This is a genomic window from Massilia sp. PWRC2 (genome assembly GCF_049896725.1).
Lineage (GTDB): Bacteria > Pseudomonadota > Gammaproteobacteria > Burkholderiales > Burkholderiaceae_D > JAFCUW01.
On the sequence record NZ_JAFCUW010000009.1, the window covers coordinates 29,769 to 55,298 of the forward strand.

The following is a 25,530-nucleotide window of genomic DNA, read 5'->3' on the forward strand; positions in this document are numbered from 1 at the left end:
GGAAATACTATGTCCAGTTTATCGATCCGACAGATCCGCAAGGTCTACACGAATGGCGTCGAAGTGCTCAAGGGCATCGACATTGAAGTCAAGGATGGCCAGTTCCTGATCCTGGTGGGCGGCTCCGGCTCGGGCAAATCGACCCTGCTGAACATGATCGCCGGTCTGGAGAGCGTCACCTCGGGCGAAATTCGCATCGGCGATCGCGTCGTCAATGCGTTGCAGCCGAAGGACCGCGACATCGCCATGGTGTTCCAGTCGTACGCGCTGTACCCGTCGATGACGGTGCGCCAGAACATTGCGTTCGGCCTGGGCGTCAAAAAAGTACCGAAGCAGGAACAGCAGGAGATCGTCGAACGGGTGGCGCAAACCTTGCAGATCACCCATTTGCTGGACCGCCGGCCAGCCCAGCTGTCGGGCGGCCAGCGCCAGCGCGTGGCGATGGGCCGGGCAATTGCCAGGAAGCCGTCGTTGTTCCTGTTCGATGAACCGCTGTCAAATCTCGACGCCAAGCTGCGCGTGGAAATGCGCGCCGAAATCAAGCGCCTGCACCAGCGCCTCAAGTCGACCATCGTATACGTCACCCACGACCAGATCGAAGCGATGACGATGGGCGACCTGATCGCGGTGATGAAAGACGGCGTGGTGCAGCAACTGGGCACTCCGCAAGACATTTACGACAACCCCGCCAACCTGTTCGTGGCCGGCTTCATTGGGTCGCCGTCGATGAATTTTATTCACGCCACGCTCGCCATCGATGGGGCCGGCGCCCCTTACGTCACGCTGGAAAATGGTGGCCGCAGCATGCAGCTGCGTTTACCCTTCGATGCAGCGCGGCTGGCGCGCCACGTCGGCAGCGCCGTCATTCTGGGTATCCGTCCGGAACAAATCACCGATCTGGGCACCGCCCACGGCGTCAACGGCCAGGAACTCGACTGCCTAATCGACCTGGTCGAGCCGACCGGCCCCGATACCCTGCTCACCACCACCATGAACGGCGCCGCCGTCACCTGCCGCGCCCACCCGCGCGAAGCGGTCTCGCCGGGGCAAAGCATGGCGCTGTCGTTCAACCTGTCGAAAGCCACGCTGTTCGATCCGGCCAGCGGCGAGCGCCTCGTCTAAGACAGGGGTGCACGGTCAGGTCAGGCAAAAGTTGACCGGTTGCAGCGGCGCCGGTCCCGCTTCCCCCAGCGCCGCGCGCACCTCGATTTCAATGGCGCGGCAAATGGCGTCGAGCGGCAAGTCGTTCGAATCGAGGCCAAACGGCTCTTCGATCTCGTCGCCGAGGGCATCGAGACCAAAAAAGGTATACGCGACGATGGCCACCACGAACGGCGTCATGAAGCCGATCGAGTCGACCAGGCCAAACGGCAGCAGGAAACAGTACAGGTAGGCAGTACGGTGCAGCAGCAGCGTGTAAGAAAATGGTACCGGGGTGTTGCGGATGCGCTCGCAGGACGCGGCGGCCGAGGTCAGCGCCGACAGCGTGCTATCAATCGAGGCCGCCAGGCAGGGATCGATGCGGCCGTCCCGGATGCACAGCCCCAGGTCCTGGCCCATCTGCTGCATGAGGAAATCGGGCTTGTGCGGGGCGCTTTGCAAGCGCTGCCATTCGTCTGGCAGCAGGCAGGCCTGCACGGCGCCATCGGGCGGCAATTCGCGCAGCAACTGGCGCACCGTGTGATTGAAGGCAATGGTGCGGTGCAGCAGGCGCACGCGCACATCGCCCAGCTGCGCTGCACCCGCTGGCAGCGCGCGGGGATCGATGAGGCTCAGGCACTGGCGCGCCATGTTGCGGCTGCGTAGCAACAGTTCACCCCACAGCTTGCGGCCTTCCCAAAAGCGGTCATAAGCGGCATTGTTGCGAAAACCGAGAAAAATCGACAGCGGCAGGCCGATCAGGGTGAACGGAATCGTCGTCAGCGTGATTTTCAGCTGGAACAGGTCGCCGTGCGACCAGGTGACCAGGGTGGCAATGGCGATATTGACGAGCAGCGCAGGCAGGATGCGCGGCAATACCGAGCCGTGCAGTGCGAGAAACAGGCTGGCCCCGGAAGGCCGGTCGCGCACTATCATGTGGTTCTTTCGGATCGGTTGACGTTGATGGGAGTAACATTTACTAGCATGTGAGTGATTTAATCACTAGCATCCTGGTAAGTCAAGCCATACTGCCCTCTGATCCCTACTAACAGGAGTGTTCGTGCCCAAGCGCTTTACCCATCGCAACCTGCCGCAACAATTGCTCAATGCGCGTGACGCGCTGATGGCGCACTTCCGTCCCATCCTCCAGCATTTCAATTTGACCGAGCAGCAGTGGCGCATCCTGCGTGCGCTCGACGAGCAGGTCCAGCTCGAGCCGCGCGAGCTGTGCACGTTGTGCCAGATCCACAGCAGCAGCATGGCCGGCATTCTGGCAAGGATGGAAGAGACCGGCTTACTGCAGCGCAGCGCGGTAGAAGCCGACCAGCGCCGCGTGCTGATCGGCCTGTCGGCGGCCGGCGACGCCCTGATCGACCAGATGGCGCCGCTGATCGAAGCGCAATACCACTATCTTGAACAAGTCTGCGGCAGCGCTGCGCTGGAGGCGCTGTCAGCGGCGCTGGGCAGCTTTCTCCGCGCCCAGGCCGGCCCCGTGCAACGGGTGCTGCTGCCGCCGCGCGAATGATGTTCGCGCCTGTTAGTGAAAGAAGAAAAAGATCAGCGCCAGCACGATCGCCGGCACGCCCAAAATCCACGCCAAAAAATATTTTCCCATGATGGTTCTCCGAGTGCGGTTGATAAGATGTGTTAGGCACAATCATGGTGCCTGCACCACAGCTGGTCAGTTCGCTATTTCACGTTGGAGAACGTTGGTCAAGCGCGCCAAACGACACCTTCAGGACACGGCGCGAGGGCGCATACAGTACGACGGCACGGCAGGGCGGAAACGCCGTCATGGCGGTGGTTGAGGCGCGCCTCACCACATCAAATCATCGGGAATCTGGTAAGCCGCGTAGGGATCGTCTTCTTCCACCGGCGCTGCCGTTTTATTGACCCGCACCACCAGCGCAGCATCGCGTTCGGCGATCTTGTCAGCAATCACGCGCGGCACCAGTTCCACCACCGCTTGCAGCACCACGATCACCAGGCGGCCGGCCGTCAGATGGTCGCGCACGGCGGCCGACACATAGATCCGTTCGATCTTGCTGCCATGGGTGAAGTTATAGGCGATGTCGCCGTTGCCCTTGGACTGGCGGTTTTTACTGACCAGCTGGGCGATCTGCGCCAGGATGGCTTTTTGATTGGCGGCAGCGTCGCGCTGGGCATTCGCTTCGCGCGCCTTCTCGGCATTTTTACGCTGTAATTCGAGGGCGGCGGCGCGCACTTCGTCGACCCCCTCGACACCGCTGCGGCGCTCGACTTTTTTTTGTTGCTGCTGCTTTTGCGCAGCGAGCTTGACCTTGTTTTTGTCTACCAGACCGGCTTTGAGTAACTGCTCGTGCAAGGACACCATGTTCTGCTCCAATAAAACGCCCCCGTGGGCAGTCGACAGCATAGCAAATTTGTAGCACGCCATTGCCAGGGAAGTCGCCAAGCGATGCCATTTGCGCCATAATTGGCGCACCTTGCCCAGCGATCGCAACGATGTCCTCTTACCCTGTGCCCGACCTGCTCTCTGCGCCGCGCCCCCCGCGCAAGGGAGCGGTGAAGGCCAGCGCGCGGGTGTCGCGCCTGTGCGAAGTGATGGACCTGATGCTCGACTCGGTAGGAGACCCGCTGGCGCTCGAGACGCTGGCGGCGTCGGCCAGTTATTCGTCGTTCCACTTCGACCGCATCTTTCGCGAGCTGACCGGCTTTTCCGCCGTCGAATACCAGCGCAAACGGCGCCTGCGCCGCGCCGCCCACCTGCTGCGCCATGAACCCGATGTCGCTGTCATGCGCATCGCCCAGGATTGCGGCTTTCCCTCCAACGCCGCCTTTGCCAAGGCTTTCAAGCAGCAGTTCGCCATGTCGGCCAAGGCCTGGCGCGACGGTGGCTGGCGCACCTACATGGACCAGCAGGTGGGCCGCGAAAGCGATGTCAGTTTTTTCGTCGCTGAACCCGACAACCTGGCCGTGATCCTGGCGCCCTACCGCGCACCGGCGCCGGGCAGCGTGGCCGCGCGCATCCGCGTACGCGCGCTGCCCGCCGTATCACTACGCTATCAGCGCTTTTTCGGCCAGTCGGGCGCCGCCCTGTCGATCGCCTGCAACGTCTTTATCAGCGAGCGCGAAAGCATCGATGGCGCGCCCACCAGCACGGCGTTTTATGGCGTCTTCGATGAAGACCCCGGCTTTACCGGCGAGCGCGAATACTGCTACGACTTCGGTGTCGCCGGCATTGACGTGGCCGACCCCAACCTGGGCCTGCGCCTGCTGCCGGCGGGCGAGTATGCGATCCTCGATTTTCACGGCGAGTGGCCGCGCTTTCGCTCGATCTACGAAGACTGGCTGGAACAGCAAGCCCTGTGGCGCCTCGACAGCACCCGCCCGCACATCCAGAAAGTCGAACGCGACGGCGCCGGCTTGTGGCAGGGCTGGCTGGCGCTGCCGGTCAAGAAGCGCTGAGAGCACGACCGGACAGGCACACCACGAATCGGTTATCGTGACGGTTTTCCCAAGGAGTCCGCCATGCCTGGTCCCAGCCATTTTTACGAACCGCACGCCGGCCACGGCTTGCCGCACGATCCCTTCAATGCCATCGTCGGCCCGCGCCCGATCGGCTGGATCGGCAGCACCAGCAAGGCCGGCGTACACAACCTGGCGCCCTACAGCTTTTTCAACGCCTTCAATTACATCCCGCCCATCGTCGGTTTTGCCAGCATCGGCTACAAGGATTCGGTGCGCAATATCGAAGAGACCGGCCAGTTCACCTGGAACCTGGTCACCATGCCGCTGGCCGAGGCGATGAACCAGAGCTGCGCGGCAGTGCCGCCCGAGGTCGATGAATTCGCGCTGGCCGGCCTGACCGCGCAGGCCGGACGCATCGTCGGCGCCCCGCTGGTCGCCCAAAGCCCGGTGGCCTTCGAATGCCGCCTGACCCAGATCGTCCAGCTGCAACGGGCCGATGGCGAAACCGTGCCGACCTGGCTGGTGCTGGGCGAAGTGGTGGGCGTGCACATCGCCACGGCACTGCTCAAGGACGGCATCTACGATACTGCCGCTGCCGGCCACGTGCTGCGCGGCGGCGGCCCGGCCGATTACTTTACGGTCGGCCCGGAGCAGCTGTTTCGCCTGCACCGCCCACGCTAAGCCTGGGGTTCAAAGCGCATAAAACGCGACAGCAGCAGCACCGGCACGGCAGCGACCAGCACCCACACAAAAAAGTGGCTGTAACCGAGCGCCTGCTGGATGTCGCCGCTGATGAATTTAAACAGCACGAAACCGAGCTGCATGAAGCCGGTGCCCAGCGCGTAGTGAGCGGTCTGGTAAGGGCCGCTGGCGACCACCTGCATGATGAACAGGATCACGCCGACAAAACCAAAGCCGTAGCCGAACATCTCGGTGCCCAGCGCGGCGGCGATGACAGCCAGTGATGCTGGCTGCGCCGCGCTGAGGTACCAGAACACCAGGTTGGGCAGATTCATCGCCAGAATCAGCCACGGCATCGCGCGCCGCAAGCCGATTCGCGCCGTAAAATAGCCGCCGCCGATACTGCCGGCCAAGAACGCCAGCGTGCCGGAGGTGCCATAGATGGCGCCGACGGCAGCAGTTGACAGTCCCAGTCCGCCGAGCGCTCTGGCGTCGCGCAAGAACAGCGGACCGATGGTCTGGATCTGCCCCTCACCGGCGCGAAACAAAATGATGAACAGGATCGCCATCCAGATGCCGCGCTTGGCGAAAAACGCCCGGATCACGTCGACCAGGGTGGCGGCGACAGCGCGCGCGGCGCCGGCGCTGACGGCAGTGTTGCGTACCATTGGCAGCGCCCACTGGTGATACGCGGCCAGCGCCGCCAGCAGGGCGCCCAGCAGGCCAAATATGACCGACCAGGCGTTCGCCACACCGATGGCCGGTTCAAGGACCCCGGCGAGGATCACCAGGCCGCCCAGCGACAGAAATTTGGCGCCATTAAAAAACGCCCCCTGCCAGCCGGCATACGCAGCCTGCTCTCGCGCCGACAGGCTGGCGATATATAAGCCATCGGCGGCGATATCGTGGGTGCTCGATGCCAGCGCGACGACGCCAAGCAGGGCGATGCTGGCGGCGAACCAGGCTGGCAGCTGCAAGGCCAGCGCCACCCCGGCCAGCGCGCAGCCGCCGCTCAGCTGAAACAGCACCACCACCATTTTTTTGCTGCGCGCCAGTTCCAGGAAGGGACTCCACAAGGCTTTGAAGGCCCACGCCAGTCCCAACAAACCGGTCCAGTGGGCGATGGCATCGTTGGCCACCCCCATGCTCTTGAACATCAAGCCGGCCACCAGCGCCACCGCATAAAACGGCAGGCCCTGCGCCAGGTACAGGGTGGGCACCCAGGCCAGCGGGTGGCGGGCGCCAGCGCCAGCGCCAGCGCCCAGGGAAATCGGTTCCGGCTTATTCATCGGCGGCAGCTTTCAGGTCGGTGGTGAGGTCGGTGGCAAGGTCGATGGACACGACGCGGCTGGCCCGGCCGCCGCTGTCAAAACAGCTAATCCGGAAAACGACCGCGCCGGGCGGCGGCACAAGCGGAACGGTATAGCGGTGGCTGGCCGCAGTGGGCATGCTGCCATCGACAGTGTAATGCAGGGCCAGACCGGGCAACGCCAGATTGGCATCGATCAGCACGCGGCCATCGGTCTGGACGATTGTCTGCACACCCGGTGGCGGCAGCCGGTAGCCGAAACCGAGCAGCCGATCGAGTTGCGGCAGCACGCGCTGGCCAAGGCGGTTGGCGAACTCGTTCCAGGCGGCGGCGACAGCATGCGCGCGCGCGGCCGCTGCCAGCGTCTGCCAGCCGGGATCCGGCGCCCAGGCCCGCTCGGCCAGCGCAATCAGGCGCGGCGCCGCCAGGTATTCGATGCGCTGGCGCGAGTTGGCGTTCTCCCCCCACAGCTGCCCTTGCAAACCGGCGATGCGGCGGCGGCCAGCCGCGCTGAGCGCCTCCATGGCGTTGATGGTGGCAGCGGCCACCGGTGCGCCCATCGGCTCGACACCGGCGGTGGCGCCAGCGTCGAGCGGACAAAAGATAAAGGTGTCGCGGGTGTCGACGAAACCGGCCCAGTAATAGCCCGGTTCGGCGCCATCCTTGGCGTGGGCCAGATCAAAATACAGGTTGGCGGCATTGGCCAGCACCACCTGGTAGCCGGCGTTGGCGAGGCGGTAAGCGAGATCTTCGCGGCCCCAGCCCCAGGCATTGTTCCAGGCGTAGACTTGCAGTCCCGCCTGCGCGAAACGCAGGTTGGGGGTCGGTGCGCCGTCGCGGTGTTCGAGCGCCGTCTCTTCCCAGCCCGCATACGCAATGCCGTGGCGGGCCAGGATGGCGTGGCAGCGGCCGATAAAGTCGCTGCGCAGCTGCGCCAGGGTGGTCCAGCCGCGCTGCGCCATCAGTGCACGGCACAATGGTGAACCCAGCCAGGCACCCGCGGGCACCTCGTCGCCGCCCGTGTGAATGGTGCGCAGGGGTACGCCGGCGGCGCCGAACAGGGCCACCAGGCGACTGACCACGGTCTCAAAAAAACGCTCGACCGAGGGCCGCGCAATGCAGACAACATTGTCGTGCCATAGCTGCACCGATTCGTAGACCGAACGGTCATCGAGGTCATCGAGCAGATAGCGCTCGGCGCCTTCGACGTCGCCCGCCGCGCGCAGGCGCTCGTGGCGCGCGCGCATGGCGACGATGGCGGCGCGCGCGTGGCCGGGCAGATTAAATTCGGGGATCACTTCGATGTGGCGCTGCTGCGCGTGGCGCACGATGGCGATGAAGTCGTCATCGCTGTAGTAGCCGCTGCCGGCCGAACCGTCGACGGCAGCGCCCGAGCCGAACGACGGCGGCAGGCAGGCGCCGTCTAAGCCTTCTACGCCTTCTACGCCGTCTACGCCATCTGCGGCCACACCGCGACGGGCGCCAATCGCCGTCAGTTCCGGCAGCGCCGGCACCTCAAAGCGCCAGCCTTCATCGTCGGTCAGGTGAAAGTGAAAACGATTGAGTTTGTAGAGCGCCATGCAGTCGAGCAGGCGCAGCACCGTCTGGCGGTCGGCAAAATGGCGGGCGACGTCGAGCATCAGTCCGCGATAGGCAAAGCGCGGCGCATCGACGACCGTCCCGCGCGCCACGCTGGCGCCATCGATCAGCTGGAGCAGGCTTTGGATGCCATTAAAGACACCGTGGGCACCGGCGCCGCGAATGTGAATGGCGTCGCCGCTGATGTCGAGACGGTAGGCTTCGTCGGCTGATGCCGTCGCTTGAATGTCGACAGGGCCGGTATCGAGCACGATGCGGCTGATGGCGCCCGTCTCTGCACTGGCCGGCAAGGCATCGAGCATCGCGCGCAGCAGCGCCGCCTCGCTGGCCAGCCCGGTCGAAAAGACGATCGAGGCATGGCGCGTCAGGGTGGCGTGGGCGCCGTCGAAATGGGCACTGCACGGTGTGGGCGTAATGCGGCCCAGCTGCGCCGGCGCCAGCAGATGCACGTCGGCGTTGGCGCGGTGGCGGCCGGCGGCGTCGGCGGCGGGGGCCTGATCAAGGGCGCCACGCTGGCGCTGCGCTGGCGTGGTGAAGGGAGCGATCTGCGGGTCGCCCAGGTCGCAGACGGCGCCGTCGGCGCAAACCAGATAAAACCCCAGCGGCGCATCGGTGATGCTGATGGCCCAGAATTGCGCCTGGTAGTCGACGGTCAGGGTGACCCCGGGCAGCCAGTCGGCCGTCGCGGCCGAGCGCAGGCGAAACAGGTCGCCATTGAGATGCTCGATCGTAAAGCCGCCCTGCACCGAACCGGCGATGGTCTTGCGGCAGCTGTTGAAGTACAGCGTCCAGCCGGCGCCGATGGCGCGGCCCGAGCGATTGGTGAGAGTCAGGCGGGCGGCGAAGGCGTTCGGCTGTGCGAGGTTGGACAGGCACGCCCAGTGCAGCGCCAGCGCTGCGGCGGACCGGGAGGAAGGGGGAACAACGTCAATCGGCATGGTGGTCCTTGGCGGGCCGAAAAAAATGGGCAAGGCCGGCGACGGCCTTGCCCCAAGCACTACTGGAATACGGGCGAACGACGAATCTGTCGCTTACAGCTTGGCGCGCAGCCCCACATAAAAGGTGCGGCCATTCGAATAAAAGGCGCGCGGACGGTCCTTGTTTTCGGCGTACATCTTGATGGTTTCATTGGTCAGGTTGAGCGCATCGAAGGTCAGGCTCAGCTGCTCGGTCAACTTGACGTTGAACGACGCCGCCAGCGACGGCATGCTGTCGACGTGCTGGCTGGCGCCGCGGTCAACCCCCGCCTTGTAGGCCGAGCGGTAGTTGTATGCCAGCCGCGCGCTGAAGCGGTCGCTCTCGAAATAGCCGGTGACGTTATAGGTGTCTTTCGATGAGTTGAGCAGTTCGCCGCCGTCATCGAGTTTGCCGTCGGCGTAGGTGTAGTTGACCAGCGCACCAAAACTGCCGGCGATCGGCTGCTGCCAGCTCAGTTCAAGTCCCTTGTTGCTGCCGCTGGTGTTATATGGCGAGGTGATCTGGTAGACCGTCTGGGTGTTGCGCTTGTTGTTGAAATAGCTGCCGCTGGAGGTCCCCTGCGCCACGATCGAGCGCAAGTCCATGTAGAACAGGCCCGCCGAGAGCAGCGATTTTGGCGCGTAATACCATTCGGCGCCCACATCGACATTGGTCGAGCGCACCGGATTGAGATTGACGTTGCCGCCGCTGCCGCTCAAGGCGTCGTCGTTAAGCGAGACCGAGCCGCCCAGCGCGCTGTAGTCGGGGCGCGCCATGGTTTTCGCCAGCGCCGTGCGCAGCACCAGGTCCGGCCGCGCATCCCACTTCAGGTTGGCGCTGGGCAGATAGTCGCGGTAGCTGCGCTCGAAGGTGGTGGGGGTGTAGGCGCCGAAGGCCGAGCCGGTGATTGGCGCCGGTCCGCCAGCGAGGTTGACGATGGTGCTCTGGCGCGTGTCGATGGCGCGCAGGCCCAGGTTGCCGTGCCAGCGTTCACCGCCAAAATCGGCCATCAGGTAGAGTGCCGCGGTTTTTTCCTTGACCTGGAATTCATCGGTCCAGTTGTGGCGCACCGTGTAATCGAGCAGGCGGTTGCCGGGCACCGCGCCCCACGCAGCGAGCGCCGCGCCGTCATATTTAAAGTAATTCGAGGCCAGGTTGCCACCGAGGTTGTTGGCAAAATCGGAGGGATAGAGCTGGCCATTCCAGGCCGGACCCGGGTTGGAAAAGCCCAGCGCGCCGGGCCGGGTTTCAAGTGGATGCTCGGCAGTGCGCTGGTGGTCGGTGAAGCGGGTGCCGAAGCGCAGCGCCTCGATCATGCTGTCATGCAGGCGCCATTCGCCATCGATTTGCGCGTACTTTTCCTGGTCGACCGATTGCGCTTCGCCGCCGCCGGCCCAGGCGGTCGAGCCGGGCGAGGTGGTGTTACCACCGGGGTAGCTGACGGCGGCCGGCGACAGGCCGTTGAGGGCGTAGTTCATGCCGCCGTTGACGTTGTTCTGGTAGTAGACATCGCTGCGGTCGTAGCCGACGCCGTGGGTTTTGCCCAGCTTGCCGGTAAAGGACAGATCGCTGTTCACGCGCGCCTTGCCGTTGACATCGAGGTACCACGATTCGCCGCCGGCGTCGGGCCGGTAGATGTTATCGACCTCACCGCTGTTGACGGCAAAGCCGGCCGCCACCAGGGTGGTATTGCGCACCACCGGGTTGGACGGCAGCTGGTTGGCGCTGTTGATCGAATTGGCCGGTGCGGCCAGCCAGTTGGTGTTCTGGTGGGGCGCTTTCAGCTGCGAATAAAAGCCGTTGACGTCCAGCGCCAGATCGCGCGACGGCCGCAAGTCGATATCGAAGGCGCCGCCGCTGCGTTTCTTGGTCTGCTCGAACAGGCTCGCGCCGATAAAGGTGGGCACTGCCACGCCGGCCAGCGCCGGGTTGGCCAGCGCCGCCGCGCTGGTCGGCGAGATGGGCGCGTAGCCAAGGATTTCCTGGCCATCGCGGCGTACCGCCTGCTTCTCGGAGAAACCCTGCAGCAGCACGCCGAAGGTATTGGCCGGATTCTTCCACGCCACCAGGGCGGAAAATTGCGGCTCGGTCTTGTTCGACAGGTCGTTGTAATTGGCTTGTACCGCGCCTTCCACCGTCAGCGCCTGGCGCAGGTCGAGAGGACGGCGGGTGATGACGTTGATGGCGCCGGAAACACCCCCTTCGACCAGATCGGCGGTGGGGCTTTTTTGCACCACGACAGAACTGACCAGTTCCGATGGCAGCAGCGAAAAGCTGCTCGAGCGGCCGACGTTGCCACCGACCTGATTGAGAATGAACCAGTCACCGGTGCTGATGGCATGGCCGTTGAACAGGGTTTGCTGCAGGCTGGGACTGGTGCCGCGCAGGCTGACGCGGTCGTTCTCACCGAAGCCGCCTTCGCCACCGGCGGACGACTGCGTGTTCACGCCCGGCAGGCGCGAAATGGCATCGGCGACGTTCTTGTCGGGCATTTTGCCGATGTCTTCGGCGGTGACGACGTCGACCACGGCGTCGGCACTGCGCTTTTGGCGCAGCGACTGTTCGAGAGCGGCGCGCACACCGGTGACCACCACGGTGGCGACGGCGCCGTCGCTGCCCCCGGCCTGGGCCTGGGCCTGCGCCTGCGCCGTCAATGCGGCCATCATCATCACTGCGGTGGCAATCGCGGTGCGCCTGTGTTGCTGCCGTGCCTTCATCTCGTTCATTACTTCCCCCAAAACTGTGTGGTGGTCGGCGCTGGCGTCAAGCGCGCGCCGGATCCGGTTCGATGTGTTGTGCATTCCAGTCTTGATTCGGCGGACGCTTGTGCGTCTCTCTGGTCGATGGCCGATTGTGGTGCCAGCGCGGCGCCGATGTTTGTCAAATCTTGCTAAGAAGCGCAGTGCTGTCGTATTTTTGACATCCGTATAAACCGTACAAATGCTTGGCCGAGTACGTGCGCATGCGGTCGCTGTGTGCGTGGTTCAACCGACACCGGGTGGCGCCGCCATCATCATGTAAGCTCTTTCTTCGACCCTCGAAAGCTGCCATGTCCCGCCTGCTGATCGCCTACGCCAGTACCCTGATTGCATTTCTCGCCATCGATGCCCTGTGGCTGGGCGTGCTGATGGGATCGACCTATAAATCGTACCTGGGCGAGATGATGCTGGCGCAGCCAAAGCTGGCGCCGGCGGCACTGTTCTACCTGATTTATACGGTGGGACTGGTGGTGTTTGCCATCATGCCGGCCCTGCGCGAGGGCGACTGGCGCTATGCGGCAGCGCTGGGCGCGCTGCTCGGACTGGTGGCCTATGCGACCTATGACTTGAGTAACCTGGCCACCCTGCGCGGCTGGCCGCTGCCGCTGACGCTGATCGACATCGCCTGGGGCACCGTGCTCTCGAGCGCAGCCGCCAGCATCGGTTTTGCGGTGGCCAACCGCTAAGCCAGTTCCGGCGAACTAACGCACTACCTGCAGCTTGGTCTTTTTGCCGAGGCGGTAGGTGTACAGGGTGAGCGCGGCGTGATCGAGGTCGCCGTTGGCGTCAAAGGCGATGGCGCCGGTCACGCCCTGGTAGCGAAGCGCCCGCAACGCCGGCAGGTAGCGCGCCGGCTCGGCCGATTTGGCCGCCTGCATGGCGGCCGCAAAGGCCATCACGGCGTCGTAGGCATACGGTGCATAGGTCTGCACTGGCAAGTCAAAGCGCTGGCGATAGCGCTCGGTGAAGGCGGTGTACGCGGTCTCCTGGGCGCCGCTGACGCCACCGGCCACCACGCAGGTGACCAGGTCGTCGACCAGGGCGTCGCCCGCCAGCAGCGGCAGCTTTTCCGAGCAGACGCCGTCGCCGGAGACAAATTTGGCAGCGATGCCGAGGGACTTCATCTGCTTGAGCATGGGGCCAGCCACCGCATCCATGCCGCCATAAAAAATCACATCGGGTTTAGTGGCGCGGATTTGCGTGAGGATGGCATTGAAATCGGTCGCCTTGTCGGTGGTGAACTGGCGGCTGCTGATGGTGGCGCCGCCGGCCGCCCTGATCGCTTTGACGAACTGGTCGGCCAGGCCCTGGCCGAAGGCGGTGCGGTCATCGATGACGGCGATTTTTTTGGCGTGCAGGGTGGTAACGGCGTAGCGTGCCAGCGTGCGGCCCACCAGATCGTCGTTGGCGACCACCCGGAACGCTGTATTAAAACCCTGGTGGGTGTACAGGGGCGTGGTGGCAGCCGGCGAGATCTGGCCGATGCCGGCGCTGTAATAAATTTTTGAGGCCGGCACCGTGGTACCCGAGTTGAGGTGACCGACGACGGCGACGACACCGGCATCGACCAGCTTTTGCGCCACCGCCGTGCCCTGCTTGGGGTCACTGGCGTCGTCCTCGGCCAGCAGCTCCCAGCGCACTTTTTTACCGTCGATGAGAACGCCCCGTGCATTGAGGTCTTCGATGGCCAGGCGGGCGCCGTTCTCGGTGTCCTTGCCCTGGTGGGCGCCGGGGCCCGACACCGGCGCCGCGCTGCCGATGCGCACCACGCTCTGCGCCTGGGCGGCGCTGGCCAGGATGGACAACGCCAGCACGGACAACGACAGGGGAGCGCAGAATGGCACGGACATGGCGGCACTTTCGGTAGCAGGAGAGCCTGATTGTAAGGCCAGCGCTGCCAATCGGCCGCGCTGCTTGCCTTGTCCGCCCTACTCGCCCGCCCGCAGCAGACGGCCCATGGCCTGTTCGAGCAGCGCGCGGGCGCGGCCGGCGACGTCTTCGAGCTCGCGGTGCAGCACGGCGTCGAGGCGGGCGGCGGACAGATCGGCGTCGGCGCAGGTGGCGCTGTAGCGTTCAAAGCTGCCCACCTGCAGCAGCATGTCAGCCAGCGCGCGCGCACTGTCGCGGCGCGGGTCGGTGCCGGCGCTGCCGTCGGCGCTGATGGCGGCCAGGGTCAGCGCATCGAAGCGCGCCGGTGCCCGATTCGCCGGCGCCGGCGCCTGGTGCCGGTGCAAGGCGGCGCGGCACAGCAGGGGTAATTCGCCCATCTCGGCGGGAAAACGCGCCACCATGAAGCCGGCGCCGCGCAGCGTGCGCACGGTGGCGCTTGAACAAAAGCGGTACAGCACCACCACCGCGCTGGCGCCGCTTTTTTCGCGCGCCGCCATCAGCCGGGTCACTTCGGCGCCATCCGGTTCGGCCATTTCGACCAGCAGCACGCGCGCTGCCGCGCCGACCGCCGGCCCGCTGTCGGCGCGGTGCAGGATCAGCGGCAAGCCCTGCTCGATCGCCGCTTCCAGGCGCCGCACCAGGCCGGCGCCGATGGCGGCCACTTCGGTGACCGGCGTGGCCGTACTGCCCACCGACGTCGCCACCGCGCCACCGGCCGCCATCGCCTGCAGGCGCTCCGGCGCCAGCGCCGCCAGCGTGCCGATCGGGTGGCCCTGGTCGACCAGCTGCTTCAACAGGCCCAGCCGCCTGACCTGCTGCTGGGTGTACAGGCGCTGGCCGTTGGCCGAGCGCGAACTGTCGGTGAGCTGGTACCGCCGCTCCCATACGCGCAAGGTGGCGGCGCTGAGACCGGCCAACCGCGCCGCCACCCCGCTGCGGTAGCCGCAATGGCTGGCGGCGGCGCCGGTATTCGATTGATCGTGATTATTTAGCATTGCAATGACCCGTTATTGAACCGCTTTAAGTCGAGCATATCGACGTACACTCTTGGACAAACGCCAATTTACACTATAACTTGATTGCACACCGGTTCAACCCAGGTTCGTTGAAGCAAGAGTATGATTAAAACAACCCGGGTCGCTTGACCGGCACATCCGTCGCGTTGTTAGCGCTTCGGCACAACACCACCAGGAGCCCTACCCATGAAAAAATTATTCGTCGCAGCAGCCATGACCCTCGCCCTCGGCGCCACCAGCGCCCGTGCCGCCGACATCGTCGACACCGCCAAGGGTGCCGGCACCTTCAACACCCTGACCGCTGCCATCGAAGCGGCCGGCCTGGTCGACACCCTCAAGGGCCCCGGTCCGTTCACCGTGTTCGCACCAACCGACGCCGCCTTTGCCAAGATCCCAAAAGCCAAGCTCGACGCTCTGTTGAAAGACAAAGCCGCGCTGACCAAGGTGCTGACCTATCACGTGGTATCCGGTAAAGTAATGGCCGCCGACGTCAAGCCAGGCAAGGTCAAGACCGTTGAAGGCGATTCGCTGACCGTCAAGGCCAGCGGCGGCAAAGTGATGATTGACAAAGCCACTGTCAGCAAGACCGACATCGCTGCCGACAATGGCGTGATCCACGTCATCGACACCGTGCTGATGCCAAAAATGTAATATCAGCTGTCACGCTGGTGACAAGGCCACCCTGTCCTGCAGGGTGGCTTTTTTTCGCCTGTTGTTTTGCGCCCTTTTTTTGCGTTCTTTTTTTGCGTTGATTTATTTGGCGGCAAATTTTTTTGCTCATGCGACGATCGCGCGCTTCACCGAATTGAACCTTTTGCCCGCCTCAGGGTATATACGAAAGGCGAAGACGCCACCGAAGTGGCGCCGCCAGCGACGCTGTGCACCCACCAATGCCAGGCGCAGAACCAGACGCGCGGGCAGTCGACGATGCCGGGTGCGCCGTTTCCGGTGGCCGATGCGGATCGCCTCAAGCCGCGCCTGCCGCAGTAACCGGTGACGTGGGACAGGCCGGGCCACGAATGGCCGGGCCACGAATGGCCGGGCCGCGAATGGCCGGGCCACGACAGGCCGGGCCACGACAGGCCGGGCCTGTCGCCTGCTGCTGGCGTGATCTGCTGAGCGATGCCGTCCTTGCGACGGCTTTTTTTCATCTTGTTACATGCGGCGCCGCGCCGGGCGGCTCACGCGCGCTACAATCTGATCACCAGTTCCCGCCTGCTCACCCCACCGAATTCTCCCGTGCCTGATTCCCTGTTTTCTACGGCCCTGATTGCCGCAACCCTGCTGATCGCTGCCCAGCTGGCCCACGCCGGCGACGCCGCCGACCTGGCTTACCTGATCAACGATCTGCGCGCCAATCCGCCCGCCTGCGGTGGCCAGCGCGGCGCGCCGGCGGCGCCGCTGCAGCTGCAGCAGCGGCTCTTCGAGGTGCGCCTCGAGCGCGGCCTGCTACTCGAAAACGCCATGCAGCGCGCCGGCTACCGCGCCGAGTACGCGGGTGCGGTGTCGGTCAGGGGACCGCTCGACGCCGGCGCGGCGCTCGCTGCCATCGAGCGGCCCTACTGCGCCCTGCTCACCAGCAGCCGCTTCGCCGATATCGGCGTGCTGCAAGATGGTGACGACTGGGTGGTGCTGCTGGCCGCGCCCTACCAGACGCCGCTGCTGGCCGACTGGCCCGACGCCGGCCACACCATCCTCGCCGCCGTCAATGCGGCGCGCGCGCGGCCGCGCCAGTGCGGCGCGCGCGCCTTCAAGGCAGCGCCGCCCCTGACCTGGAACGAGGTGCTGGGCCAGGCGGCGCTCGGCCACAGCCGCGACATGGCCGAGCAGGTGTATTTTGACCACCACGAGCGCGATGGCAGCGACGCCGCTGAACGCATCGGCCGGCTCGGCTACCGCTGGTCGCGGGTCGGTGAAAACATCGCCTCGGGCCTGGGCACGCCGCAGGCGGCGGTGGCGGGCTGGATCGATAGCCCTGGTCACTGCGCCAACTTGATGAACCCGCAGTACACCCAGATGGGGGCGGCCTACGCGGTCAACCGCGCCAGCGAAAACGGCACCCTGTACTGGACCCAGGTGTTCGCCACCCCGAAAGAGGACGGCAAGCGATGAAGATGCGTAAAAAAGCGGACTTGCCCAGCAAACTGTGCGCCAGCTGCGGCTTGCCGTTCGCCTGGCGCAAAAAATGGGAGCGCGACTGGGACAACGTCAAATTCTGTTCCGAGCGCTGCCGCCGCCAGCCGGCTGCTGCTGCTGCTGCTATCATCAGCAAGCGCGCTCTATAAATCGTCGAGCTGGGCGCGCAGGCTGTCGGCCTTGGCCGCCAGTGCCACCCGCGCTTCCGGCGCCATCTTGCGCAGCTGCGGATAGACCATGCCGATGCGGGGGTTGCTGCCCAGGCGCGCTTCATTGCGGGCAAAAAAATCCCAGTACAGGGCATTGAAGGGACAGGCGCGCTCGCCGTTGCGGTCCTTCTTGTCGTAGTGGCAGCCCTTGCAATAGTCGCTCATGCGGTCGATATACGCCGCCCCCGATACATACGGTTTGGTCGCCAGCATGCCGTTGTCGGCGTACTGGCTCATGCCCAGCGTGTTGGGCAGCTCGACCCATTCGAAGGCGTCGATGTACACCCCCAGATACCACTGGTGGACGGCGTTCGGCGCCAGCCCCGCCAGCAGCGCAAAATTGCCGATCACCATCAGCCGGTGAATATGATGGGCATGCGCGTGCTCGAGCGACTGGCCGATGGCGTGCGCCATGCAGCGCATGCGGGTATTGCCATCCCAGAACCAGCGCGGCAGTTCGCGCCGGTGCTCGAACACATTGTGCTCGGCATAATGGGGCATCTTGGCCCAGTACACGCCGCGCACGTATTCGCGCCAGCCGAGAATCTGCCGGATAAACCCTTCGGCGGCAGCCAGCGGCACGCTGCCGGCACGCCAGGCCGCTTCCACCCGCGTGACCACTTCGTGCGGCGAGAGCATCTTGACGTTCAGCGCAAACGACAGCAGCGAGTGAAACAGCCGCCACGCGCGGCTGCTCATGGCGTCCTGGAACTGGCCGAAATGGGGCAGCGCCTCGTCGATGAAGGCGGCCAGCTGGGTCAGCGCTTCGGCGCGCTCGCGCGGCCACCTGAAGTGGTCGGCCTGCGGCTCGCCAAAACTGGCAACGCCCGCCCCTTGAATGCTCGCCCACAGCGCCGTATGGTCGTGCAGCGGGCGGATATCGCGCGGCGCCGCCGGCAGGCCTGGCCACTTCTGGCGGTTGTCGGCATCAAAATTCCACTGGCCGCCCTGCGGCTTGCCGGCGTCGTCGAGCAGCACCTGGTGGGTGCTGCGCATGTGCCGGTAAAAATGCTCCATCAGCCATTTGGCACGGCCTTCGAACAGGCGGGCGGCATCCAGGCGGCCCGTATAAAAATGCTCGCTGCTGACCATCCGTCCGACCACCGGGGCCGGCAGGCTGGCGCACCAGGCGGCCAGCTGGGCGTCGACGCGCCATTCGTCGGGCTCCTGGTATTCGATCACGCGGGCGCCGCAGCGCGCGCGCAGCAGGTCGAGGTTGGCGGTGAGCGAATGGCAGTTGTCGGCGGCGTCGATGGTGAAGTATGCCACCCGGTGTCCGGCCTGGCGCAGGCTGGCGGCCAGTGCGCGCATGGCGGCAAAGATGGCGATCAGCTTTTGCGCGTGGTGCAGCACGTAGTCGGTTTCCTGGCGCACCTCCATGAACACCAGCAGCACGTCCGCATCGGCAGTGTTGAACCATGAGTGACAGGCATTGAGCTGGTCGCCCAGCACAAGGCGCAGCGTGCCAGCCGGCTGCTGCGCCGCCGCGTGGTCAAGCGTCGTCACACCCAGCCCTGACGCCAGACGGCGCTCTCGCGCAGCGCCTGCCAGGCCAGCGCGAACTGGCGGCCCGAGTGCAGCGCTTCCATGGTGACGCAAACGATCGGCGCGCCCGGCTGCGGCTCGATCAGCGCCACCACCATAAAATGCTTTTCCTTGTTGACGGGGACGCAGGCAGTCCACTTGCTGCGCAACAGCTTGGCGGGATTGAGCCGCAGCGCAGGGGCGCCGTTCATCAGGCGCCCCGCACCGGCAAGGCCAGACCCTCGGCGCGCGCCAGCCGCTCGAGCGCATCTTCGAGCAGCAGGCGGGCGTGGCCGGCGCTTTGCTGCAGGTCGCGGTGCAGCGCGGCGTCGGCCGGGCTGCGGTTGGCGCATTCGCCGCTGTAGCGCTCGAAGCTGGCCAGCATCAGCAGCAGCTCGGCCAGGTGGCGCGGGCATTCGCACGCCACCGCGCTGGTGATGGCGCTCAGCGCCGCCAGGCTGGTGTCGTCGAATCGGGGCGCCGATGCCGGCACGGCAGCGGCGGCGACGTCAGCGAGCTGCCCGCCGGCCGCCGGCCGCGCCGATTCGCACAACAGCACCAGCTGCGCCAGATCGGCCGGCGCCTGGGCGACGATGCAGCCATCGGCGCGCAGCCGCGCCAGGGTGCCGCTGGCGGCAAACCGGTACAGCACCACGGCGGCAGCGCCCAGCTGCGCGCGCAGCGCGGCGATCGGCGCCAGTGCAGCGTTGCTCAATTCGGCCAGCTCGATGAGCAGCACTTCGGCACCGGCCGCCGCCAGGCTGCCAGCCTGCTCCAGGCCGGCGCAGGCGGCGACGATGTCGAGGGCGAACAGCTCGCGCCCGCCGGCGGCCAGCCGGCGCACCAGGGCGTCGCCTACCAGCGCAACCCTGACCGGCAACGGCGGCGCCCCCGCGTGCTCGGCCGCGCCGCCGGCCGGCGCCGGCAGCAAGGCATGCAACTGCTCCTCGGACAGCTTGGCCAGCACCCCCACCGCGTGTCCCTTGTCGACCAGTTGCTTGATCAGCGCCAGCCGGCGCACCTGCTGGTCGGAGTACAGCCGCTGCCCGCGCGCCGAACGGGCGGTATCGGAAATGCCATAACGGCGCTCCCACACGCGCAGGGTTTCGACCGGCAAGCCAGCCAGGCGGGCGGCGGTGCCGGTGCGGTAATCGCTGGAGCTGGCGCTGGTGGCAGCAGGGGCAGGCGCAAGGGCGTCACCAGCAGCGGCGGCAGAGTGGGCGGGCATCTCGCCTGTGCCATACTTGAGAGTCATGATGAACCGTTTCACATCGGGTTGATCATTATAGCGCTGCGTAATTACCTGGCAGGCCAGAAAAGCGTGACGCAGCGCCCTGCCCAGCGGGTCAAATTGGGCGCCGTGAACCGCTAGCACAGGCGTGTTGTTACTGCAACGATACAAATGTATGAAAAATGTACTACCAGCAAGTTTCCTCAATCCATTGTCATGTTACTATTAAGTAATAGATAACGGGTGGCGCGCGGCGCGCGGCCTGACTTGATGGAATTGACATGACAACAATGGGATCGCGCCTGATGCGCCGCTACATGGCGGGCATCCACTGGTTCATTCCGGCGCGGCTGCAGCAGACGCCGGCGCTGCAAAGCCGCGCGCAAAACATCATCAATGCGGTTGTCATGGCGGCGCTGACCGGGCCGCTGTTTGCCGCCCTCTATGCATCGCTGGGATTTACCAGCGGCGCCCACATGATCCTGCTGGCCATCGTGCCGATGCTGGCGGCCCCCTTCGTGATGCGCTGGAGCGGCAGCATGCGCCTGTCGTGCGAAGTGTTCATCTGCGCCTGCTATGGCATTTTTACGTGGCTCAGCGCGCACCTGGGCGGCGTCGTGGCGCCGACCGCGCCCTGGCTGATCGTGCCGCCCATCGTCGCCATGCTAATCGCCGGCATGCGCAGCGCGGTGTTCTGGAGCGGCGCCAGCTGCGCCGCCCTGGCGCTGCTGTTCGTGCTGCCGCGCATGGGTGTGGTGCTGCCGCTGGTGGCGCTGGCCGACATGCGCGCGTTGTACCTGATCTCGCACGCCGGCCTGATCGTCATCGTGGTCAGCTTCGTGCTGCTGTTTGAAATGACCCGCACGCAGGGCTTCATCAAGCTCGAACGGGCCCTCAATTTCATCAGCGAGCTGGCCATCCGCGACGAGCTGACCGGCGCCCACAACCGCCGTCACCTGCTGGCGCTGATCGAAACCGAGCGCGCCCGCAGCGCGCGGGCGGCCCGGCCCTTTTGCCTGTGCCTGCTCGATATCGATTTTTTCAAGCGCATCAACGACACCTACGGCCACTCGGCCGGCGACGATGTGTTGCGCGCCTTCGCCAGCGCCGTCCAGACCCAGGTGCGCGACACCGACAGCTTCGGCCGCTACGGCGGTGAAGAGTTCCTGCTGATGCTGCCAGAGACCTCGATCGACGCCGCCAACGCGCTGATCGAACGGATCCGCGCTGCCGTCGAAGCGCTGCGCTTCGAGCAGGTCGACCCGCTGCTGACGATGACGGTGTCGATCGGCGTGGCGCAGTTTCACCTGGGCGAGAGCATTGCCCAGACCATCGCCCGCGCCGACGAGGCGCTGTACGTGGCCAAGGCGCGCGGCCGCAACCGCGTGGTGTTTCATGGCCAGGCGGCGGCGGTACCATCGTCGCCGCCGCTCGATGTGCGCCACCTGCCTTCGAGTATGGCGATCGTGCGCCCGCGCGCTGCCAGCGCCCAGCGCGACGAGCTGACCGGTTTACCGAAGCGCGCCGTGCTGCGCGAACGGCTGGCGGCGGCGCTGGCGCACATGCCACGCGCCGGCCGCGGTGGCGCCCTGATGCTGCTGAACGTCAACAAATTCCGCGAGGTCAATGAGGCGCTCGGTTTTGCCGCCGGCGACGCCGTGCTGGTGCAAACGGCGCGCCGCGTGCGCGCCTGCCTGCACGACGCCGACACCATCGTGCGCTGGGCCGGCGACGAGCTGGCGGTGGTGCTGGAAAACCTGGTGCGCGAAGACGATGCCCTGCGGGTGGCCGACAAAATCCTGGCGCAGTTTGGCAGCGCACTGCAGATCGATGAACGCGAAGTGTTTGTCAGCCTGTCGATCGGCATTGCCGCCTTCCCCGGCGCCAGCGACATCGATATACTGATCAAGCGCGCCGACAGCGCCATGAAGACTGCCAAGACCTGGGGCGAAAACAAGACCCAGCTTTATCCAAGCGAAACGGTGATGCCGCCGAACGAACGGTTTACCTTGAAAAACCAGCTGCGCTCGGCCCTGCAAAATGGCGAGCTGTTCCTCGAATACCAGCCGCAGATCGACCTGCAAAGCGAACGCATGATCGGCGTCGAGGCGCTGGTGCGCTGGTCGCATCCGCTGCTGGGGCGGATCGAGCCGTCGCGGTTTATTTCGCTGGCCGAGGAGACTGGCCTGATCGTGCCGATCGGCGAATGGGTGATGCGCACCGCCTGCCTGCAACACCGCGCCTGGGTCGATGCCGGCCTGGCGCCGCTGACGATGGCGGTCAATGTGTCGGCACGCCAGCTGCGCCACCCGCAGCTGGTCGAACGGATCCTGCAGATCATCGCCGACACCGGCATCGATGCGCGCTGCCTGGATCTGGAAATCACCGAAGGCATCCTGATCGATGATTTCGCCGCGCTGCTGCCGGGCCTGGCCATGCTGCGCCAGGCAGGGGTCAAAATTTCGATCGACGACTTCGGCACCGGCTATTCGAGCCTGGGCTATCTGGCCGAGCTGCCCGCCGACATCCTCAAAATGGACCGGTCGTTTGTCACCCGCCTGGGCGAGGCGGCGGGGCGCGACCAGGCCGGGCGCGAGCGCTCGTATGCGCTGGCCCGCTCGATCGTGCAAATGGCCCACGGCCTCAATTTAAAGGTGGTGGCCGAGGCAGTCGAGACGGCGGCGCAGTGTGCCGACCTGATGGCGATGCACTGCGACGTCGCCCAGGGCTATCTGTTCGACCGCCCCCTGCACCCGGACCAGATCGCGCAGCTGCTGCTGGTGCAGGCCGGCGGGGGCATCCACGCGGCAGCGCCGGCGGTGGCGCCGGCGCTGCAGGTGGCCTGACCGCCCCAGGGGAGTTGGCGGCCTACAGGTCGACCATCGACTCGAAGCCGCCGTAAATCATGCGCTTGCCATCGAAGGGCATGCTCTCCGGGCGCAACAGCACTTCGAGGCGCGGGTCTGCCATCACCAACTGGTTAATGCGGTCGCGCTCGGCGCGCGAATCGTATTCAATCCACGAGAACACCACCACCTCGTCCTCTTCCAGCTTGACGCTCTGCGGAAATGAGGTCCACTGGCCCGACTTGACATCGTCGGCGACGCATTCGCGAAAGCGCAGCGCGCCCAGTTCGCGCCAGATGGCGCCAGCCTGCAGTGACAGCGCGCGATAGGCATCGAGCTTGGCGCGGGGAACGGGGACGACGAAACCATCGACGTAAGACATGACTGCCTCCTGATCTGCAATGATGAAAAGTTCAGGGTAACAGGCGTGGCAAAAAATACAAGCGGTGCGACCCGTGGCGGGTCAACGTATTCTCCTTGAGATTTTACGACTTTGGTTGCATCATGCCTTTCGGCATTTTGCCCATCAAAATCGGGGAACCCATATGAAACGAATGCTTATTGCCTGTATCGCTGTTGCACTGTCTGCCAGCGCGCTGGCCGCACCTGCCGCACCTGCCGAAGCGTCTACCAAGACGGCCCAGCAAAACAAGATGACCACCTGCAACGCCGATGCAGCCGGCAAAAAAGGCGACGAACGCAAGGCCTTCATGAAAACCTGCCTGTCCGCCAAATCTGAAAAAGTCTCGCTGGACAAGCCGGTCACCGCGCAGCAGGACAAGATGAAAACCTGCAACGCCGACGCCACCGGTAAAAAGGGCGACGACCGCAAGAGCTTCATGAAAGCCTGCCTGTCCGACAAGCCGATGGCGGTTGCCGCGACGCCGCAGCAAAAAATGAAGTCCTGTAACGCCGACGCCAGCGGCAAAAAAGGCGACGAGCGCAAGGCGTTCATGAAGACCTGCCTGTCGGCGAACTAAACCCAACGGGGGGACCGGCACCGCAGGGTGCCTGTCCCATGCATGCCTAACTGAACAGTACCACCTGCCCTCCTCTTTCCTCACTCACCACCGATGAAATCACCGCTGATCCTCGCCGCCTGCCTCGCCCTCACCGCCTGCGCCACCACCCAGATCCCGCTGACCGCCCGCACCGAAGCCTCCGGCGCCGAACGCGCCCCGGAACAACTGGCGGTGGTGTTCGAGCGCGCCGACCTCGGCCTGCGCATCGAGCCGGCCAGCAAAACCATCCGCGGCGACGCCACCCTGACCTTCCTTGCCACTGCCAGCCTGGCGCGCGTGGTACTCGACCTCGACAGCCAGTTGCCGATCGACGCCATCGCCATCGATGGCCAGGCGCTGCCGGCCAGCGCCTGGAGCAATCCCGATGGCCGCCTGACGATTACCCTGCCGACCGCGCTGGCAGCCGGCGGCCGCGTCAGCGTCCGCGTGCAGTATCACGGCGCCCCCCATGTGGCAAAGAAGGCGCCGTGGGATGGCGGTTTTGTGTGGTCGAAAACGGCGGATGGCCAGCCGTGGGTGGCCAGCGCCGTCCAGGGCGAGGGGTGCGATCTGTTTTGGCCCTGCATCGACCATCCGCAGGGCAAGGCCTTGCAGGTCGACCAGCACATCAGCGTGCCCGCACCGCTGGTGGCGGCCGGCGCCGGTGTCGCCATGGGGATGGACGAAGCGAACGGCTGGCGCACCTATCACTGGCGTGCCAAAAACCCCAGCACCTACGGCATTTCCATCAACGTCGGGCCGTATCAACTGCTGTCGGAAGACTACCGCAGTCGCTACGGCAACACCATCCCGCTGCGCTTCTGGTATCTGCCCAGCAGCGAAGCGAAGGCGCGCGAGCTGCTCAAGGAATTCCCGCTGGTGCTCGATTTCTTTGAATCGACGATCGGCCCCTACCCGTTCGGCGACGAAAAAATGGGGGTGGTCGAAACACCCCACAAGGGCATGGAACACCAGACCATCAATGCCTACGGCAACGAGTACGCCAAGACCATGTACGGCTACGACGACTTGCTGCAGCACGAATTCGCCCACGAATATTTCGGCAACCAGGTGACCAATGCCAACTGGGACGACATGTGGATCCATGAAGGCCTGGGCAGCTACATGCAGCCCCTGTACATGCAATACCTGCGCGGCGACCAGGAATATTACGCCGCCCTGATGCGCATGCGCGCTGGCATCGACAACAAGGCGCCGCTGGTGTCGGGCACGCCGCGCACGGAAGAAGAAGTGTATGACCAGAAGCGCGGCGGCCCTGGCCAGGATATCTATGTCAAGGGCGCGCTCGTCATGCACTCCCTGCGCGCGCTGGTGGGCGACCGCGCCTTCTTCCAGGCCGTACGCGAAGAAGTGTATGGCACCGCCACCCCAGTGCCTGGCGCGCTGCGGCCGCGCTACGGCAGTACCACCGAGTTCATCAAGCTGGTCAACCAGGCCAGCGGGCGCGACCTGAACTGGTTTTTTGATGTCTATATGTACCAGAAGGACTTGCCGGAACTGCTCACCAGCAAAGATGGCACTCGCGGCACGACCATCACCCTGCACTGGAAGACCGAAAAAAACACGCCGTTCCCGATGCCGGTCGAGGTGCGCGTCGGCGAGCGCATCGAGACGCTGACGATGGCCGATGGCAGCGGCACCTTTACATTGCCGGCCGGCAGCACCTACACCATCGACCCCCACTCCAAGCTGCTGCGCCGCCTCGAACACATCGAAGCGTTTCAAGCCTATGAAAAAGGGCGCCGCAAGAAACCCGGCTGA

21 protein-coding genes and 2 pseudogenes are annotated in these 25,530 nt (G+C 65.1%); 12 read left to right on the forward strand and 11 right to left on the reverse strand.

All coding sequences use genetic code 11. The features are described from left to right. Positions 1-9 precede the first annotated feature (9 nt). Positions 10-1,122, forward strand: a complete 1,113-nt coding sequence (locus ACP7BZ_RS17205; protein ID WP_426115361.1) for an ABC transporter ATP-binding protein — start codon at positions 10-12, stop codon at positions 1,120-1,122. Between the two features lie 15 nt (positions 1,123-1,137). Here ACP7BZ_RS17205 and ACP7BZ_RS17210 read toward each other — a convergent pair whose 3' ends face one another. Next, positions 1,138-2,076, reverse strand: coding sequence for a bestrophin family protein (locus ACP7BZ_RS17210; protein ID WP_426115363.1), 939 nt, complete (start codon positions 2,074-2,076; stop codon positions 1,138-1,140). Between the two features lie 124 nt (positions 2,077-2,200). Between ACP7BZ_RS17210 and hpaR the strand changes: the two genes are divergently transcribed. Continuing rightward, positions 2,201-2,665: a homoprotocatechuate degradation operon regulator HpaR gene (gene hpaR / locus ACP7BZ_RS17215; protein ID WP_426115365.1), complete on the forward strand. Its 465-nt coding sequence runs from the start codon at positions 2,201-2,203 to the stop codon at positions 2,663-2,665. A 291-nt stretch (positions 2,666-2,956) separates the two neighbouring features. Here hpaR and ACP7BZ_RS17220 read toward each other — a convergent pair whose 3' ends face one another. Then, complete coding sequence (locus ACP7BZ_RS17220) at positions 2,957-3,493, reverse strand: DUF2058 domain-containing protein (RefSeq protein ID WP_426115367.1); 537 nt, start codon at positions 3,491-3,493, stop codon at positions 2,957-2,959. Between the two features lie 131 nt (positions 3,494-3,624). Between ACP7BZ_RS17220 and ACP7BZ_RS17225 the strand changes: the two genes are divergently transcribed. Together ACP7BZ_RS17225 and ACP7BZ_RS17230 are read left to right on the forward strand one after the other, a co-directional pair. Further along, positions 3,625-4,587, forward strand: coding sequence for a helix-turn-helix domain-containing protein (locus tag ACP7BZ_RS17225; RefSeq protein ID WP_426115369.1), 963 nt, complete (start codon positions 3,625-3,627; stop codon positions 4,585-4,587). Between the two features lie 63 nt (positions 4,588-4,650). Then, the gene (locus ACP7BZ_RS17230; protein ID WP_426115371.1) at positions 4,651-5,271 is read left to right on the forward strand and encodes a flavin reductase family protein; all 621 of its coding nucleotides are present in this window, start codon (positions 4,651-4,653) and stop codon (positions 5,269-5,271) included. Here ACP7BZ_RS17230 and ACP7BZ_RS17235 read toward each other — a convergent pair. From ACP7BZ_RS17235 to ACP7BZ_RS17245, 3 genes are all read right to left on the reverse strand, one after another. Further along, complete coding sequence (locus tag ACP7BZ_RS17235; RefSeq protein WP_426115373.1) at positions 5,268-6,560, reverse strand: MFS transporter; 1,293 nt, start codon at positions 6,558-6,560, stop codon at positions 5,268-5,270. The genes ACP7BZ_RS17230 and ACP7BZ_RS17235 overlap by 4 nt on opposite strands. Next, positions 6,553-9,117 carry a family 20 glycosylhydrolase gene (locus tag ACP7BZ_RS17240; protein WP_426115375.1) on the reverse strand — a complete coding sequence of 855 codons (2,565 nt, stop codon included), beginning with the start codon at positions 9,115-9,117 and terminating at the stop codon, positions 6,553-6,555. The genes ACP7BZ_RS17235 and ACP7BZ_RS17240 overlap by 8 nt, the downstream gene beginning before the upstream one ends. 93 nt (positions 9,118-9,210) lie before the next feature. Beyond that, positions 9,211-11,862 carry a TonB-dependent receptor gene (locus ACP7BZ_RS17245; protein ID WP_426115377.1) on the reverse strand — a complete coding sequence of 884 codons (2,652 nt, stop codon included), beginning with the start codon at positions 11,860-11,862 and terminating at the stop codon, positions 9,211-9,213. A 323-nt stretch (positions 11,863-12,185) separates the two neighbouring features. Between ACP7BZ_RS17245 and ACP7BZ_RS17250 the strand changes: the two genes are divergently transcribed. Beyond that, positions 12,186-12,581 carry a DUF2177 family protein gene (locus ACP7BZ_RS17250; RefSeq protein WP_426115379.1) on the forward strand — a complete coding sequence of 132 codons (396 nt, stop codon included), beginning with the start codon at positions 12,186-12,188 and terminating at the stop codon, positions 12,579-12,581. A gap of 15 nt (positions 12,582-12,596) precedes the next feature. On the opposite strand, the gene ACP7BZ_RS17255 is transcribed toward ACP7BZ_RS17250, so the two are convergent. Continuing rightward, positions 12,597-13,745 (reverse strand): branched-chain amino acid ABC transporter substrate-binding protein, encoded by a 1,149-nt coding sequence (locus ACP7BZ_RS17255; protein WP_426115381.1) that lies wholly within the window; start codon positions 13,743-13,745, stop codon positions 12,597-12,599. A 78-nt stretch (positions 13,746-13,823) separates the two neighbouring features. Further along, complete coding sequence (locus tag ACP7BZ_RS17260; RefSeq protein WP_426115383.1) at positions 13,824-14,780, reverse strand: MerR family transcriptional regulator; 957 nt, start codon at positions 14,778-14,780, stop codon at positions 13,824-13,826. 207 nt (positions 14,781-14,987) lie between these two features. On the opposite strand from ACP7BZ_RS17260, the gene ACP7BZ_RS17265 reads away from it, so the two are divergent. From ACP7BZ_RS17265 to ACP7BZ_RS17275, 3 genes are all read left to right on the forward strand, one after another. Then, entirely contained in the window at positions 14,988-15,452 is a 465-nt protein-coding gene (locus tag ACP7BZ_RS17265; protein WP_426115386.1) for a fasciclin domain-containing protein, read from the forward strand. A 588-nt stretch (positions 15,453-16,040) separates the two neighbouring features. After that, complete coding sequence (locus tag ACP7BZ_RS17270; RefSeq protein WP_426115388.1) at positions 16,041-16,913, forward strand: CAP domain-containing protein; 873 nt, start codon at positions 16,041-16,043, stop codon at positions 16,911-16,913. Next, positions 16,910-17,086, forward strand: a complete 177-nt coding sequence (locus ACP7BZ_RS17275) for a DUF2256 domain-containing protein (protein WP_426115390.1) — start codon at positions 16,910-16,912, stop codon at positions 17,084-17,086. The genes ACP7BZ_RS17270 and ACP7BZ_RS17275 overlap by 4 nt, the downstream gene beginning before the upstream one ends. Here ACP7BZ_RS17275 and ACP7BZ_RS17280 read toward each other — a convergent pair. From ACP7BZ_RS17280 to ACP7BZ_RS17290, 3 genes are read right to left on the reverse strand one after another with little or no spacing between them, the layout of a single operon-like run. After that, positions 17,081-18,652, reverse strand: a complete 1,572-nt coding sequence (locus ACP7BZ_RS17280; RefSeq protein WP_426115392.1) for a cryptochrome/photolyase family protein — start codon at positions 18,650-18,652, stop codon at positions 17,081-17,083. The two genes, ACP7BZ_RS17275 and ACP7BZ_RS17280, sit on opposite strands and share 6 nt — an antisense overlap. Further along, entirely contained in the window at positions 18,649-18,882 is a 234-nt protein-coding gene (locus ACP7BZ_RS17285) for a TIGR02450 family Trp-rich protein (protein WP_426115394.1), read from the reverse strand. Before ACP7BZ_RS17285 ends, ACP7BZ_RS17280 begins: the two co-directional genes overlap by 4 nt. Beyond that, the gene (locus tag ACP7BZ_RS17290) at positions 18,882-19,925 is read right to left on the reverse strand and encodes a MerR family transcriptional regulator (RefSeq protein WP_426115396.1); all 1,044 of its coding nucleotides are present in this window, start codon (positions 19,923-19,925) and stop codon (positions 18,882-18,884) included. The genes ACP7BZ_RS17285 and ACP7BZ_RS17290 overlap by 1 nt, the downstream gene beginning before the upstream one ends. Positions 19,926-20,182: 257 nt before the next feature. On the opposite strand from ACP7BZ_RS17290, the gene ACP7BZ_RS17295 reads away from it, so the two are divergent. Continuing rightward, on the forward strand, positions 20,183-22,747 hold the full coding sequence (locus ACP7BZ_RS17295) for a putative bifunctional diguanylate cyclase/phosphodiesterase (protein WP_426115398.1): 2,565 nt from the start codon (positions 20,183-20,185) through the stop codon (positions 22,745-22,747). A 22-nt stretch (positions 22,748-22,769) separates the two neighbouring features. Here ACP7BZ_RS17295 and ACP7BZ_RS17300 read toward each other — a convergent pair whose 3' ends face one another. Next, the gene (locus ACP7BZ_RS17300; RefSeq protein WP_426115400.1) at positions 22,770-23,129 is read right to left on the reverse strand and encodes a DUF1428 domain-containing protein; all 360 of its coding nucleotides are present in this window, start codon (positions 23,127-23,129) and stop codon (positions 22,770-22,772) included. A 163-nt stretch (positions 23,130-23,292) separates the two neighbouring features. Here ACP7BZ_RS17300 and ACP7BZ_RS17305 point away from each other — a divergent pair. The 3 genes and pseudogenes from ACP7BZ_RS17305 to ACP7BZ_RS17315 form a co-directional block, all read left to right on the forward strand. Next, positions 23,293-23,610: pseudogene (locus ACP7BZ_RS17305) on the forward strand (PsiF family protein); the annotation flags it as partial. A 27-nt stretch (positions 23,611-23,637) separates the two neighbouring features. Beyond that, positions 23,638-23,727 (forward strand): annotated as a pseudogene (locus ACP7BZ_RS17310) (PsiF family protein); the annotation flags it as partial. Positions 23,728-23,820: 93 nt separating this feature from the next. Continuing rightward, entirely contained in the window at positions 23,821-25,530 is a 1,710-nt protein-coding gene (locus ACP7BZ_RS17315) for a M1 family metallopeptidase (protein WP_426115402.1), read from the forward strand.